Raw genomic sequence first — 14,073 nt, 5'->3', positions numbered from 1 at the left:
CATGACTGGTCGCCACCGCGCGCCCAAGATCGCCCGCCGTGCCTCCAAGCGCCTGCTCGCCACCGTCGGGCTGACCGGCGCAGGCCTCGCCCTTCCGCTGGTCACCGCGACCGGCGCCCACGCCGCCACCGTCTCCACCTGGGACTCCGTCGCCCAGTGCGAGAGCAGCGGTGACTGGTCGATCAACACCGGCAACGGCTACTACGGTGGCCTCCAGTTCTCGCAGTCCACCTGGGACGCCTACGGCGGGCAGCAGTACGCGTCCTCCGCCGACCAGGCCACCAAGGACCAGCAGATCGCCGTCGCCGAGAAGGTCCTCGCGGACCAGGGCCCCGGCGCCTGGCCCGTCTGCGGCCCGCAGGCCGGTCTGACCCAGGGCGGCCCCGCCCCGGCGATCAGCACCTCCGGCTCGTCGAGCAGCTCCAACTCGACCGGCTCTTCCGGTTCGACCGCCGCGAGCGACTCGTCGGCCGCCGGCAGCACCAGCAGTTCCTCCGAGTCCGGCTCCGCCGCGTCCAGCGCCTCCAGCGCCCCGGCGACCGGCGGCTCCTCCGCCGGGCACTACACGGTCCGGACCGGCGACTGGCTCTCCACCATCGCGCAGAAGCACGATGTCTCCGGCGGCTGGGAGCGTCTGTACCAGCTGAACAAGGCGACCCTCACCCACGGCCCGAACCTGATCTTCCCGGGTCAGCAGCTGGTCCTGGGCGGCAGCGCCGCGTCCGCCCGGGCGGCACAGCCCTCGAACGACTCGGCCGGCGACTCGGACAACGACTCGTCGTCCGCCGCTTCGTCCTCGTCCTCGAACGCGTCCGCGAGCTCGAACTCCTCCGGCTCCACCCAGGCGTCCACCGGTGCGGCGACCTCGTCGAGCAGCTCGACGCAGGCCGGCTCCGGCGCGGCCGCGACGGCGATCGCCTTCGCCGAGGCGCACGTGGGCGACTCCTACGTCTACGGCGGCAACGGCCCGAACGCGTGGGACTGCTCCGGTCTGGTCCAGGCCGCTTACGCCCAGGCCGGGATCAGCCTGCCGCGCACCTCCGCCGACCAGGCCTCGGCCACCACGCCGGTCTCCCTCAACTCGCTGCAGCCGGGTGACCTGCTCTTCTGGTCCAGCGACGGCAGCGACTCCGGCGTCTACCACGTCGCCATCTACGTCGGTGGCGGCCGCTACGTCGAGGCTGCCAACCCGAGCTCGGGCGTCAAGTGGGACACCATCAGCGACTACACCCCGAGCTTCGCCGGTCGCGTCTCCTGACACACCGCACCAGGTGTGGCGTGGTGGGCCGGTCCGGGTGACCTGTCTGGCTCGGACCGGTCCGCCGCGTCGCTGTTGACGGGTTGTCGTCCGGAGGTGAGACGCAGCCCGTCGGGATTCCTCTCCCTCATGCACCCGGAGTACCGGATGCGCCGTTCACTCGGCGTCGTCCTGGTACTCCGGGTGTCGTGTCAGCCAGGCCTTGATGAACGGGCAGGTCACCTGGACCTTGATGCCCCGGCGGCGGCCGTCCTCCACGGCGGTGCGGGCCAGCAGGCCGCCGATGCCCAGGCCCTCGTAGGCGGGGCCGACGACGGTGTGCTGGTAGATCACCCGGTCGTCGTTGCGGACGTACGAGGTGAACCCGACCAGCTCTCCCTCGATCCGGGCCTCGAACCGCTGCGCCCCCGGCGCGTCGGCGACCGTGACCTCGGCCTCGCTCGTGCTCATCCTCGCCGCCTCCTGACGGTGCTGCTGCCCGTGGCTGTCCGCTTGCCGTCTTGTCTCTTTGCAGCCGTTCGTCCCTTGCAGTCTCCGTCACGCGGGCCGATTTCCCGGGAACGGACACGCGTACGTGGCCGTGTGTCTCAGGCCTCGTGCCAGCCGATCCGCTCGTGCGAGCCGTCGCAGAACGGCTTGTTGGCGCTCGCGCCGCACCGGCACAGCGCTGCGCGTACCTCGCGGGAGGGTTCGGCCGCTCCGGCAGGCGCCTCGATCCGGAGATCGCCGCGGACCAGCAGCGGGCCGTCCGGCTCCGGCGTGATCACGGTGGGACGCTCGGGCTCCTCGGCGGGGCCCTCCGGCAGCAGGTAGTGCAGTGCGCCCGTCGGGCACGCGCGCACGGCGGCGGCGACCCGCTCCGCGTCGGCGTTGGCGGGCTGGATCCACGGCCGCCGCTCCGGGTCGAACACCTCCCCGGCGCGGCGCACGCACTCGGCGTAGTGCCGACAGCGCCCGGCGTCGTAGCGGACCCGGATGCCCGGCGCCTCGTAGACCTTCACGCGATCGCCCGGCGGCAGCCCTTCGAAGCCCGCTTCTGCGTCCTGCATACTCCCATGGTCCGTCGCGGGCGCATTCACAGCAGGCCGGTGGTCACCACACGTCGCCGTCGCGCCAGTCGCAGGTCAGCTCGGCGGTCAGGTCGAGCTCCGGCGCCGGGCCGGAGGCCACGGGCAGCACGAAGAGGCAGTCCTCGGCGTCCGGCGTCCGGACCACCCCGGCGGGTGTCAGCGCCGATGCCCGGCCCTGCCACCGCTGCCAGCCGCGGGCGGCGTAGAACCCCATGGCCTCGTCGGTCGCCGCCAGCGCCCCGACGTCGTACGCGCGCCTGATCACCCGCTCCAGGGCCGCCATCACCGCCCCGCCGTACCCCTGCCCGCGCAGGCGCGCCTCGACGCCGACGCCCTCCACGTACCCGGCCCGCAACGCCTGCCCCCGGTACATCAGTCGCCGCTGCACCACCGCCGCGTGCGCGACCACCTGGCCGCCGGGCCCGCGCTCCCGGACCAGCGCGTGCACGCCCCCGAGCGAGTGCTCCCAGTCCTCCTCGGCCATGTCCGCGAAGACCCGGTACAGCAACGCCCGTGCAGCGGCGAGCTCCGCTTCGTCCAACTCGGCGGTGTGCGCGACGCGTACCTCGATCACGCATCCACTCTGCCAGGGGGAGGGCTTCCGAGCCGCACTCGGCGAGTTGCGCGCGTCAGTCCCCGCGGCCCGCACCGGCCTGGATGACGAGTTCCAACAGCTCCTGCGACGCCTGGAGTTCGTCGATGGCCTCGGTGACGCGCGCGTGCTCGCGTCGCAGTGCGGCCACCGTGTCGTCGCACACAGGCACCAGTCGTCGGCCGTCCATGCGGACGCAGGGCAGGATCAGCGCGATGGTGGCGGTGGAGAGCCTGGCGGCCAGGAGGCACCGGATCCGCCGGACCGTCTCCACGTCCTCCTCGCGGTAGGTGCGGTAGCCGCCTGAGCCGCGATCAGGGGCGAGTAGGCCCTGCTCCTCGTAGTAGCGGAGCAGCCTCGGGTGGACCCCGGTCCTGCGGGACATCTCACCGATGCGCACCTGATCCCCCCGGCCTTGACTCTCACACCGATGTCAGAGTTTACCGTCCGAGTACTGACTACTGACGGCTCTTCCGGCCGTCGGCTGGTGCTCGTCCGGAGGGAAGTAGCTTTCGTGTTCGCTGTCCAGATCGACCGACATGGTGGTCCCGAAGTCCTGCGGGTGCGTGAGGCCGCCGCCCCCGTCGCCGCGGCCGGCGAACTGCTTGTCCGCACTGTGGCCAGCACGATCAACCCGGTGGACTGGAAGACGCGGGCCTGGGACGTCGGACCCGCGTTCCCGATGACGCTCGGCTGGGACCTCGCCGGCATGGTGGTCGCCACGGAGTCGGCCGAGTTCTCGGTCGGGGACCGGGTGGTCGCGATGTCGGCCCAGCTGGCGACCGGGCTCGGGACCTGGGCCGAGCTGGTGGCGTTGCCCGCCGCTCTGGTGGCCCACGCGCCCGCGTCCGTCCCACTGGTCGAGGCCTCGGCCCTTCCGCTCGCCGGAGTCACCGCCCTGCAGGCGCTGGCTCGACTGGATCTCGTCGAGGGGCAGCGGTTGTTGGTCACGGGCGCGCTCGGCGCGGTGGGGAGGACCGCGGTGGCCCTCGCGCGGCACCGGGGCGCGGTGGTGGACGGGCTCGTCTCTCGTGCCGAACACCTGAAGCCCGCAGGAGAGTTGGGTCTGACCTCCGTCGCGTCGGCGGCCTCGGACCTGACGTCGGAGAGCTACGACGCGGTCCTCGACACCGCCGGGGTGGACGTGTCCGCCGCCCTCGTGCCGGACGGTCGCTACGTCTCCGTCGCGGACGCGCCGCTGCCCGATCTTCCGGGCGCGGAGAAGAGCTACGTCCAGGAGAACAGCGCCGATCTGGCCGAGCTGGTCCGCCTGGTGGACGCGGGGGTGGTCCGCCCGCACGTCGCCCACCACTTCTCCGTCCGCCAGGTGCGCAGGGCAACGGAGTTGGTCGAGCGCGGCGGCCTGACCGGAAAGGTGGCACTCCACTTCTGATCCCCGCGTGGCCGCTCGAAGCCCCGACGCTGATCCACAGACCCGGTACACTGAGCGCGTGGCGGGGCCGTTGACCCTGCCACGAGGGCAACGCCTCATTAGCTCAGGGGATAGAGCACGGCTCTCCTAAAGCCGGTGTCGCAGGTTCGAATCCTGCATGGGGCACAGCGCTGACCAGCGGAAAGCCCCCGGACCATGATCGGTCCGGGGGCTTTCGTGCCATTCACGCGCCGGATCGCTCGGTCCGGCCGCAGAGGAGGGCGGCGCGGAGGTCGAGGCGGTCCTCCAGGCCGGAGAGGCTGCGGCCGGTCAACTCCTCGATGCGGCCGACGCGGTAGTGGACCGTGTTGACGTGGATGTGCAGGGCGCGCGCGGTGCGGCTCCAGGACGCATCCAGGCTGAGGAAGACGTCGAGAGTGTCGAGCAGCGAGACGCTGTTGACCCGGTCGTGCTCGACCAGCGGAGCGAGAAGCCGCTCCCGGTAGGCGGTTTGGACCTCCGCCGGGATGCCGCGCAGCAGCGTCGCGAGGGAGCCGAGCCCGGCGCTGCTGCCCAGACCGTCCGACGGGTCGGCGGAGGCCAGCGCGTACTCGGCCTGGACCAGCGCGGAGCGCAGCGCGCCCGCGTTCGCGGCGGTGGACGGGCCGACTCCGGCGTGCACCACGGCAGGGGCTGCCTGGCGGGCGGACAGCGCCGAGCGCAGCCGCGGCAGGGCGGTGCGCAGCGCGGCGGTGACCGCCGCTGTCGGGGCGGTGGTGACACCGACGGCGGTTCCGGCGGCGGAAGCATCCGCCGCGACGACGAAGGGCGCGTCCGTCCGGTGCAGCGCCTCGGCCAGCGCGGCGGGGGACCAGGCGGCCGGGCTGCCGGGGATCCGGACGACGACCGGGGTGAGTGCGGCAGGGGCGGACAGGGACGGAGCGCCGGTCGGCAGACCGCAGGCGGTCAGCGCCTCTGCGAGCTCGCCGTCCGGGCCCGCGCCGGTCGCGCCCGCGCGGATCAGGTCGAGCACCCGGGCGGCACCCTGCCGCTGCGCGGTGGCCGTGGACCTGGCCCGGACGGCCAACGGGCCCAGGAGTTCGGCGAGTCCGTGCAGGACGGCGACCGCGCCGGTCGCGGGCTCGGCATGGGGCTGGAGCAGCCAGCCGTCGAACGGCGAGGCGCCCTGCGGACCGACGGGAAGCGCACGCGGCGTCGGCACGCCCATCGACCTGGCGGAGGCGGAGGAACCGAGCGTCCGTCCGGCGGTCGTCAGCAGTGAGCAGTCCGGCAGCCCCAGGTCCGCCACCGCGCGCGCCAGTACGGCGGACGGCTCCGCGCCCGTGTGCAGCAGGCCCAGCAACTCGCGCCGGACGGTGGCCGGAACGGCCGCCGTGCCCTCGGACCGGAGCTGGAGGTCGCCCCAGAGCCGCAGGTAGACCCGGTCGGTGACGGCGCGGAAGCTGGTCCCGGCCGGGACCGAGAGCAGCGGGATGCCGTGCGTCCGGCACGCCTCCGCCAGCTCCGCCGGGACCGCGCCGTGGGTGCCCTCGCCGGCGAGCAGCCCGGCGACCTCGGCGCTGCGCAGCGCGGTGGCGAACCGCCCCGCGGCGCGGGCCGCGGCAGCCGGATCGGCGACCAGGTCGTCGGGACGCCACCAGACCAGACCGGTCAGCACCAGCTCGCCGGGACGCAGGTAGCGGGCCGGATCCTGGAGGTCGGTGGACGTGACGCCGGTGACCTCGCGGGCGAGGAGCTCGGGCGTGGCCCATCCGACCTCGATCCTCAGGTCGGTGAGGCCCAGCAGATCCCCGACGATCACGTCCCTTGCTCCTTGCGGTCCGCGCCGGTTCCTACCCTCGCGGTAGCGAGGAGGAAGTGCGCACAGGCATCGTAAATGCAAGCCTCAGAGGCTGGTAGGCCTGTCCGATGCGTGGGCCTGCGGGTGAGCCTGCGTATGTGCCTGCGTGTGCGCTGGTCCAGCGGGAGACCGGCGGTACGTGCACCGCTTCTTCGCGGTGCTGTGCCGCGATTGAAGCAACGCGCGGAGACCGCTCACCAGTGGTCACGGGCACGGTCCTGAGCTGCCGGAACTGGAGGATCATCCAGGGTGTGGCCGGGGCGGTGCTACGGGGCCGCTACGGGGCGGCGGCGGGGAGGCGGAGGACGAAGGTGGGCCCGCTCGGGGCGAGCGCGAGCGAGCCGCCGTGGCGGACGGCGGTCTCGCGGGCCAGGGCCAGCCCCAGGCCGGAGCCGCCCGCGTCACGGCTGCGGGACTCGGCCAGCCGGGTGAACCGCTCGAAGATCCGCTCGCGGTCCTCGGCCGGGATGTCCGAGCCGTCGTTGTGCACGGTCAGGACCACCCACTCCGCGGTCTTTTCCGCCGTGTCCGCGTCTACCGTGTCCCCGTCTGCGTTGTTTCCGTCCGCCCTGTCCACGTCGACGGTCAGGTCGACGCGGGTGGCGGCGTGGCGGGTGGCGTTGTCGAGCAGGTTGCGCAGCAGTCGGCCCAGGTCGCTGCGGTTGCCCAGGATCCGGGCGGAGTCGCGGACGTCGAGCGCGTAGGCCGGGCGGTGCGGATGCGTGGTGCGGAAGTCCGCGACCAGGTCGCGGGCGAGGGCGCCCGCGTCGACCAGCTCGCTGTGGCGTTCGGCGTCGTCGGGGCGGGCCAGCACCAGCAGGTCCTCGGCCAGCTCCTGGAGGCGGCGGACGGAGGTCAGCGCCTGCGCGGTCGTCACCGGCCAGTCGGTCTGCTCGGGGTGGGCGAGGGAGACCTCAAGGTTGGTGCGGAGCGCGGCGATCGGGCTGCGCAACTCGTGTGCGGCGTCGGCGACGAAGCGGCGCTGCTCCTCGGCGGCGCGTCGGAGCCAGGCGACGGTGGCGCGGTTGCGCAGCCAGGCAGAGGTCAGCAACGAGGCCAGCAGCGAGGCCAGCCCGGCGGCGGTCGCCTTCCGGACTGTCCTGGTCAGCGGTGCCAGAGGCGTCATCAGCTCGGACATCAGCTCAGAATTGCACGAAACCGGACAGAATGATCACTCGGAATGACTTGGAACGGAGCAGTCGGTCAGCTGCGGTGCGTCCAGTCCGGCTCGACCCGTGCCCATTCCTCCTCCCAGGCCCGCCAGGTCCGCCGGTCGAGCGAGTGCCGGGCCAGGGCGTAGCCGCCGGCCAGCAGGGTCGTACCGGCGGCGAAAGCGGCCAGGGCGTAGGTGGCGGCGCTGCCCGCGCTCTGCACGGCCGGTATCGGCTGCGGCTGCGGGACGTCCTTGGCGTTGACCCAGAGGGAGACGTCGTCACCGGGGACCGTCGCCACCGGTACGGGGGCCTGGACCGTGTGCGGGCCGGACGCGTCCGTCCAGGTCAGCGTGGCAACCCAGGTGCCGACGCCCGCCGTGGACGGGTCGGTGGTCGCGACGGTCGACACCTCGTGCAGCCCCACCTGGGCTCGTTGTGCGGAGGCGCGGCTGTTCGAGTAGAGCTGGAGGCCGAGCAGGACCGTCAGGGCGACCGCGATGCCGATGCTCACCACGAAAAGGACGCGCAGCCACGAGCGGAGCGAATCGGCGCGTCGGTGCAGCGGATTCCTCCGCCGCGGCATGGCCGACGGTTGCGGCGCGACTGACGGCGTGGCCATGGCCACCGCCTCCTTTGCCCTCCCACCCCGAGGCCTCTGGACCCTCCTCAGACCATCGTGCTGCCCGGTGCCGGGCTATTTCAACCCTCGGGCGGGGATGGTTCAACTCCCGAGTAGGGCCAGCCACTCCAGCTTGGTGGCGAAGCCGCGGGAGTTGTCGATCAGCCTCAGCCAGGTGGGGTGGATCGCCCACAACGCCGTGGATTCCAAGGCGGATCGGAGCCTCGGGTCGGCGGCGACGAAGGGGAAGCGTTCCGTGTACGCACCCCACCCCGCGTCCCGCTCCGGCCCGTCCGCAAGGCGGCGGCAGACACCGCGTCCCTGGACGCCCGTGAGCGTCGCCCATTCCTGCCCGTCCGCCTGTGCGGTGAACGCGACCGGTACGTCGGCGGCGGCGGAGAGTGCCCGACCGTGACGGGTGGTGGCTGCGGTGACGAAGACCAATGAGGCGTCCGCGCCGCCGGCGTGGAGCGCGGCGTAGAGCACGGCGCAGGCCTGCGGGCCGTCCGCGTCGGCGTAGGCGAGGGTGAGCGTGGTGTGGGCGCGCAGTGCGTCGAGCAAGGCGGCATGGGGCTGCGCCGCGTCGGACGGGGGAGTACCGGGCCGGGACATACGAGGGATTCTGGCAGGCCCCGGCCCGCGTACCGGAGGGTCGCGTCGCTGACTGCGCTGCGCTACGGCTTGCGCCAGACGTAGGCCGCGGACACCGGCTGGCCCCGGAACCGCTCCCACTTGGGCTTCCTGGCCACCCACGCGTCGTCCACCACCCGCTCGCGCATCTCGGCCAGTTGCCAGCCCGCCGCCAGCCCGGCGGTGAGATGGTCGCTCACCAGGTGCACGTGGGTGGTGATGGCCAGCTCGGAGCCGTCGGCCGCGGTGAAGTGGGTGGGCATCCCGGCCGCCATGATGAACTGCGGGTGCAGTCCGACCAGGACGAACAGCGCGCCCGGAGCGGCCAGCCGCAACGCCTCGCGGTAGAGCGGGTGCAGCGACGGAAGGTGTTCGTCGACCAGCGAGGTGATCACCAGCGGGTAGGCGTCGGCGTCCAGGCCGGTCGCGGCGAGGTCGCCCTCGACGAGGCGGGCATGGTTGCCCCGGGAACGGGCGACGGCCAGCATCTCCGGGGTCAGGTCCACGCCGTCGACGGCGTGGACGCCCTGCGCGCGCAGCCAGGCGCCGGTGCGGCCGGTGCCGCAGGCCAGATCGGCGGCGCGGTCGACGTCGGCCCAGGCGGGGGTGGTGAGCGAGGCGAGGACGTCGAGGTCCATCAGGTCCTCGACGGTGTTCTCGTAGCTGCCGACCCAGGCGGCGTACCCGGTGCGGACGTCGACGGTGGGGTAGCCACGGGTGTCGAACTGTGCGAAATCGACCATGGCCGCAGTCTCTGTGATCCACCCCGCCGAGCGCGAACCATTTGTCACGCGGGCTCTTCTCCGGCTGCCGCCCCTCAGTCCTCCTCGTCCTCCGCCGCCTCCTCCGCCCACGGGTCGGGGCCCGGATCGCCGCCGGAGGCGCGGATCGTCAGGCGGTCGAGGTAGTGCTCCCACCCTGTCCGGTGCGGTTCGCGGGCTGCGGCGGGCAGGTCGGTGTGGGTGAGCGTGAGCAGGGTGCCGAGCGCGTCCGGGGTCAGCTCGATCCGGACGGTGCTGCTGCCGGGCGGGACCGGGTCGCCCTCGTTCTCCCACCCCCAGGTGAGGACGATCCGCACGGGCGGGGTGAGCTCGGTGTACCGGCCGGAGGCGATCGCGTCGGCCACCACCCGGATCCGGTAGGCGCCGCCGGTACGCGGGTCCAGCTCCGCCTCGACGCCCTGCCAGGAGAGCAGGCGGTCGTGGTCGGTCAGGTAGGAGAAGACCGCCTCCGGCTCGGCCCTGATGCGGCGTCGGATCACCACCGCGCTCCCCGGGATGATCGCCACGGCGTTGCCACCTCTCCGGTGTCCCGATCTGTCTCCGAAGGTCCCATCCCAGCACGGTGGATGCGACAGCACAGCTTGGTGACGTCCTTTCGGACGACGGTTGACGATGCTTAGGGTGCGATCATGACGACTCCCGATCGGCACATCGGCTTCGAGGCCCTGCACAACTTCCGTGATCTGGGCGGCTACCGCACCGGGGACGGTCGGTCGGTGCGCTGGCAGCGGCTCTACCGGGCGGACGCGTTGTCCAAGCTGGCGAGCGAGGCGGACTGGAAGGTCTTCGAGGGGCTGGGCATCGCCACCGTCATCGACCTGCGACACGGCTTCGAGATCGAGGCGCGCGGCCGGATCGCCGAGCGGGCCGACGTCGCCTACCACCACTGCAGCATCGAGCACCGCCCCTACGACCAGCCCGGCCAGGGGCCGGAGGTCGAGCCGGGCCCGTTCCTGGCCGAGCGTTACCGGGAGGTCGCCGAGGACGGCGTGGTGGAGCTCCGTCGCGCGCTGGAGGTGATCGCGGACCCTAGGTGCGGGCCGCTGGTCTTCCACTGCGCCTCCGGCAAGGACCGCACCGGCCAACTCGCCGCCACCGTCCTGGCGTTGCTGGACGTCGCGGAGTCCGACATCGTCGCCGACTTCGCGCTCACCGACCTGGCCGCCGAGCGCCTGCGCGCGCACTGGGCCGCCGAGTACGGCAACGGTCGTCCCCCTCGCTGGCCCGGCTACGGGTACGCCCCGGCCGAGGTGATGGAGCTCTTCCTGGCCGGGCTGGCGAAGGACTACGGCTCGGTCCGCGGCTACGCCGAACAGCGGCTCGGCGTCGACGACGCCCTGGTCGAGCGGCTGCGTGAGACGCTGCTTGAGGAGCGCGACGGGAGTGAGGAGCGGGGCGGGAGTGGCGAGGGAGGCTGTTGACCTTGCCCTTGGGGCAAGGCCCAGCATCGGTCGTGCCGGGCCCCGGACGGGTCCGGTACGAGGAAGCGCGGATCAGTAGTACAGCAGATCCGCAGGACAGAGCTGGAGGAGGTGCGGGCCGATGCCGGACGAGCTGCTGACGATCGGGGCGTTCGCGCGCCGGGCGCGGCTGTCGCCCAAGGCACTGCGCCTCTACGACGAGCTGGGCTTGCTGCCGCCGGTGCGGGTCGATCCGCAGAACGGCTACCGCTACTACGCGCCCGCGCAGTTGGAGCAGGCGCAGCTCGTCGCCTGGCTGCGGCTGCTCGGTATGCCGCTGGCCCGGATCCGGACCGTCTGCGGGCTGCCTGCTGCGGAGGCCGCGACCGAGGTCGCCGCCTACTGGGCGCGGGTCGAGGACGACACCGCGTCCCGGCGGCGGCTCGCCGCCTTCCTCGTGGACCACCTGAACGGAACGACCGGGAAGGACCACGAACCCATGACTGTGCCGCCGACAACCCCCCTCACCCTGTGCTGCGCCGCCGCCAGCGACACCGGCCTGGTCCGGGAGAGCAACCAGGACACCGCCTATGCCGGGCCCGGACTGCTCGCCGTCGCCGACGGATTCGGCGCGGCCGGAGCCCTGGCCGGCTCACTGGCCGTCGAGGCGCTCAAGCCGGTCGCCGAACGCGCCGCCGGAACCCGCGCTCCGGGCCAGGGCGACGTGCTCAACGCGCTGGCCGACGCCGTCACCGAGGCCAACCGCAGCGTGGAGGGGCTCGCCGACGCGGGCTCCGGCACGACGCTGACGGCGCTGCTGTGGACCGGCTCGACGGCCGTCGACAGCATGGCCCTGGTCCATGTCGGCGACTCGCGCGCCTATCTGCTGCGCGGCGGCGAGCTGTTCCGGATCACGCAGGACCACTCGCACGTCCAGTCCCTGGTCGACGAGGGACGGCTGACCGAGGACGAGGCCGCCGCGCACCCGCAACGGGCGCTGCTGACCCGGGCGTTGGACGGCCGCGCCGACAGCCGTGCCGACGTGACGCTCCAGCAGGTCCGGCCCGGGGACCGGTACCTGCTCTGCTCGGACGGCCTGTCGGTGGTGATCGCGGAGGAGACGCTGCGGCAGACCCTGCTCACGGCAGAGCACCCCGACGTGGCCGTCCGCGAGCTGGTCGTCCTGGCCCGCCGGGCGGGCGGGCCGGACAACGTGGCCTGTGCGGTCGCGGACGTGGCCGAGTCGGGGTGCTGAGAACGCCGGGGCGCTGAGAACTACGTCCTGGGGGCTTACAGGCCCAGCGACTTGGCGATGACCATCTTCATGACCTCGCTGGTGCCGCCGTAGATCCGGAAGACCCGGTTGTCCGCGTAGAGGCGGGCGATCGGGTACTCCAGGATGTAGCCGTAGCCGCCGTGCAGCTGGAGGCAGCGGTCCACGACGCGGGAGCAGACCTCGGTGGTGAACAGCTTGGCCTTGGCCACGTCCGAGGCGGTCAGGTCGCCGGTCTCGAAGTGCTCCAGCGCACGGTCCACGACGGCCTGGGCGGCGTCGACCTCGGCCTCGCAGGCGGCCAGCTCGAACTTGGTGTTCTGGAAGGACGCCACCGACTGGCCGAAGACCTTGCGGTCCTTGGTGTAGGCGACGGCCAGGTCCACGGCGGCACGGGCGGCGGCGTAGGCGCCGACGGCGATGGCCAGGCGCTCCTGGACCAGGTTGTGGGCCAGGTACGAGAAGGCCTTGCCCTCCTCGCCCAGCAGGTCGCAGGCCGGGACCTTGACGTCGACGAAGGCCAGCTCGCCGGTGTCGGAGGTGCGCAGGCCGATCTTGTCGAGCTTGCGGCCGACCGAGTAGCCCGGCAGCGTCGTGTCGACGCAGAGGATGGACAGACCGCCGCGGCGGTCCTCCGGCGTGGCCGGGGAGGTGCGGGCGATGACCAGCACCATGTCGGCCTGGACGCCGCCGGTGATGAAGGTCTTGGCGCCGTTGAGGACGTAGTGCTTGCCGTCCTCGGTCAGCTTGGCGGTGGTGGTCATGCCGGCCAGGTCGGAGCCGGTGCCCGGCTCGGTCATGGCGATGGCGGTCATCATCTCGCCGGAGACGAACTTGGGCAGCCAGCGCTTCTTCTGCTCCTCGTTCGCGTACTCCATGATGTACGGCAGGCAGAGGCCGGTGTGCACGCCGGCGGAGCCGAAGCTGACGCCCGCGCGGGCGCACTCCTCGGTGACGATCGCCTGGTACTTGAAGCCGGTCATGCCCGCGCCGCCGAACTCCTCCGGCACCTCGATGCCGAAGACGCCCAGCTCGCCGAGCTTCAGGTAGAAGTCCTTGGGCGCGCGGCCCGCCTCCTCCCACTCCTGGTAGACGGGCACGACCTCCTTGGCGATGAAGTCGCGGATGGTCTCCCGGAACGCCTCGTGGTCCTCGGTGAAAACGGTGCGGCGCACGACGGCGCTCCTCTCGGACGGCACTGGTCGAACGAACGTTAAGTTAATCGCCGGTAGCCCGGCTGTCCAGGTGCACGGGCGTGAGAGTTCTCGCAGTACGGGGCAGTTGCAGGGCCATTGGACTGAACGAGCGATCTGCTCCTGCCCCACGCGCTTGCCCGTGGATCTGCCCGTCGCTGCGGTCGCGGGCCGGGGTTACGGCGCTTACGCTCCCAGGAACGGCGGCCACGGCCGAAGGGCGGGTCCGACAATGCGGCAGTCGGTGCAACAGTCCATGCAGCAGTCCATGCAGCAGTCGATGCAGCGGTCCATGCAGCAGTCGGTGCGACAGCGCGTCGATGTGGTGGGGATGGCGGTCTCGTCCGGCATCGCGGTCGGCCTCGGGCTGACCTTGCTGGTCGACGCCCTGGCGGACGCCTCCGGCTACCACCCGGCCGAGCACAGCGCCCTGCTCCGCCTCGCCGACTGGGCGTCGCACTCGTCCGCCTGGCAGTCGACCCCGACGCTGCTCGGCCTGGCGACGGCGTTCCTGCTGATCCGCACGGAGCGCACCCCACGCCTCGGCCCGGCGGGCCCGCTGGTCGCAGTGGCGGTCGCCTCGGTGGCGGGTTGGTTCGACGGCGTGCCGGGCACGCGCCTTCCCGTCCCGCTGCTCGTGGCACTGGCGGTACTGGCCCTGCTCGGGCCGTACCGCACGCGGTGGGCGCTCGGCGCGCTGGTCGTCACCGGGGTGGCGGGCGTCGTACCGCTCCCGGTCGCGGCAGCGGTGGCCGCGTGCGCGGCGGCCCGCGCGGTGGCGCGGTTCGCGCCTGATCCACGGCGCGAGCCCTTTGCCGCGGTGGCGGGGGCGGCGTTGGTGGCTGCGGCAGTGGTCCTTTAGGTGGATC

The 14,073-nt window shown here is 72.6% G+C and carries 16 protein-coding genes and 1 tRNA gene; 6 read left to right on the top strand and 11 right to left on the bottom strand.

The features are described 5' to 3' along the window. Position 1 precedes the first annotated feature (1 nt). Positions 2-1,258 (top strand): transglycosylase family protein, encoded by a 1,257-nt coding sequence (locus ABH928_RS21845; RefSeq protein ID WP_370068985.1) that lies wholly within the window; start codon positions 2-4, stop codon positions 1,256-1,258. 156 nt (positions 1,259-1,414) lie between these two features. On the opposite strand, the gene ABH928_RS21840 is transcribed toward ABH928_RS21845, so the two are convergent. The 4 genes from ABH928_RS21840 to ABH928_RS21825 all read right to left on the bottom strand — a co-directional run bounded on the left by ABH928_RS21840 (position 1,415) and on the right by ABH928_RS21825 (position 3,320). Beyond that, positions 1,415-1,708, bottom strand: a complete 294-nt coding sequence (locus tag ABH928_RS21840) for a GNAT family N-acetyltransferase (RefSeq protein ID WP_370068983.1) — start codon at positions 1,706-1,708, stop codon at positions 1,415-1,417. A 137-nt stretch (positions 1,709-1,845) separates the two neighbouring features. Continuing rightward, a complete protein-coding gene (locus ABH928_RS21835) occupies positions 1,846-2,307 on the bottom strand; it encodes a (4Fe-4S)-binding protein (RefSeq protein WP_370068981.1) in 462 nt (153 codons plus the stop codon). 43 nt (positions 2,308-2,350) lie between these two features. Continuing rightward, the gene (locus ABH928_RS21830; protein ID WP_370068979.1) at positions 2,351-2,902 is read right to left on the bottom strand and encodes a GNAT family N-acetyltransferase; all 552 of its coding nucleotides are present in this window, start codon (positions 2,900-2,902) and stop codon (positions 2,351-2,353) included. Positions 2,903-2,957: 55 nt separating this feature from the next. Continuing rightward, a complete protein-coding gene (locus tag ABH928_RS21825) occupies positions 2,958-3,320 on the bottom strand; it encodes a MerR family transcriptional regulator (protein WP_370068977.1) in 363 nt (120 codons plus the stop codon). Positions 3,321-3,434: 114 nt separating this feature from the next. Between ABH928_RS21825 and ABH928_RS21820 the strand changes: the two genes are divergently transcribed. Further along, a complete protein-coding gene (locus tag ABH928_RS21820) occupies positions 3,435-4,313 on the top strand; it encodes an NADP-dependent oxidoreductase (protein WP_370068975.1) in 879 nt (292 codons plus the stop codon). Between the two features lie 92 nt (positions 4,314-4,405). Beyond that, a tRNA-Arg gene (locus ABH928_RS21815) sits at positions 4,406-4,478 on the top strand. A gap of 58 nt (positions 4,479-4,536) precedes the next feature. Here the strand turns inward: ABH928_RS21815 and ABH928_RS21810 are convergent. The 6 genes from ABH928_RS21810 to ABH928_RS21785 form a co-directional block, all read right to left on the bottom strand. Then, complete coding sequence (locus ABH928_RS21810) at positions 4,537-6,114, bottom strand: helix-turn-helix domain-containing protein (RefSeq protein ID WP_370068973.1); 1,578 nt, start codon at positions 6,112-6,114, stop codon at positions 4,537-4,539. A 316-nt stretch (positions 6,115-6,430) separates the two neighbouring features. Then, positions 6,431-7,291: a sensor histidine kinase gene (locus ABH928_RS21805; protein ID WP_370068971.1), complete on the bottom strand. Its 861-nt coding sequence runs from the start codon at positions 7,289-7,291 to the stop codon at positions 6,431-6,433. Positions 7,292-7,356: 65 nt separating this feature from the next. Continuing rightward, positions 7,357-7,926, bottom strand: a complete 570-nt coding sequence (locus tag ABH928_RS21800; protein WP_370068969.1) for a hypothetical protein — start codon at positions 7,924-7,926, stop codon at positions 7,357-7,359. A gap of 102 nt (positions 7,927-8,028) precedes the next feature. Beyond that, positions 8,029-8,538 (bottom strand): pyridoxamine 5'-phosphate oxidase family protein, encoded by a 510-nt coding sequence (locus ABH928_RS21795; RefSeq protein WP_370068967.1) that lies wholly within the window; start codon positions 8,536-8,538, stop codon positions 8,029-8,031. 62 nt (positions 8,539-8,600) lie between these two features. Continuing rightward, positions 8,601-9,299: a class I SAM-dependent methyltransferase gene (locus ABH928_RS21790; RefSeq protein WP_370068965.1), complete on the bottom strand. Its 699-nt coding sequence runs from the start codon at positions 9,297-9,299 to the stop codon at positions 8,601-8,603. Between the two features lie 74 nt (positions 9,300-9,373). Continuing rightward, entirely contained in the window at positions 9,374-9,844 is a 471-nt protein-coding gene (locus tag ABH928_RS21785) for an SRPBCC domain-containing protein (RefSeq protein WP_370068963.1), read from the bottom strand. 123 nt (positions 9,845-9,967) lie between these two features. Between ABH928_RS21785 and ABH928_RS21780 the strand changes: the two genes are divergently transcribed. Next, on the top strand, positions 9,968-10,759 hold the full coding sequence (locus ABH928_RS21780; RefSeq protein WP_370068961.1) for a tyrosine-protein phosphatase: 792 nt from the start codon (positions 9,968-9,970) through the stop codon (positions 10,757-10,759). Between the two features lie 121 nt (positions 10,760-10,880). Further along, the gene (locus tag ABH928_RS21775; protein ID WP_370068959.1) at positions 10,881-11,993 is read left to right on the top strand and encodes a MerR family transcriptional regulator; all 1,113 of its coding nucleotides are present in this window, start codon (positions 10,881-10,883) and stop codon (positions 11,991-11,993) included. A 35-nt stretch (positions 11,994-12,028) separates the two neighbouring features. Here the strand turns inward: ABH928_RS21775 and ABH928_RS21770 are convergent, their stop codons facing one another. Then, on the bottom strand, positions 12,029-13,186 hold the full coding sequence (locus tag ABH928_RS21770) for an acyl-CoA dehydrogenase family protein (protein ID WP_370068957.1): 1,158 nt from the start codon (positions 13,184-13,186) through the stop codon (positions 12,029-12,031). Positions 13,187-13,460: 274 nt separating this feature from the next. Here ABH928_RS21770 and ABH928_RS21765 point away from each other — a divergent pair, with 274 nt between their 5' ends. After that, positions 13,461-14,066 carry a hypothetical protein gene (locus ABH928_RS21765; RefSeq protein ID WP_370068955.1) on the top strand — a complete coding sequence of 202 codons (606 nt, stop codon included), beginning with the start codon at positions 13,461-13,463 and terminating at the stop codon, positions 14,064-14,066. Positions 14,067-14,073: the final 7 nt, after the last annotated feature.

It is taken from the genome of Streptacidiphilus sp. MAP5-3 (assembly GCF_041262505.1).
GTDB lineage: Bacteria > Actinomycetota > Actinomycetes > Streptomycetales > Streptomycetaceae > Streptacidiphilus.
The sequence above is the reverse complement of the archived record's forward strand: the minus strand, read 5'-3'. Positions and strand labels throughout refer to the sequence as shown.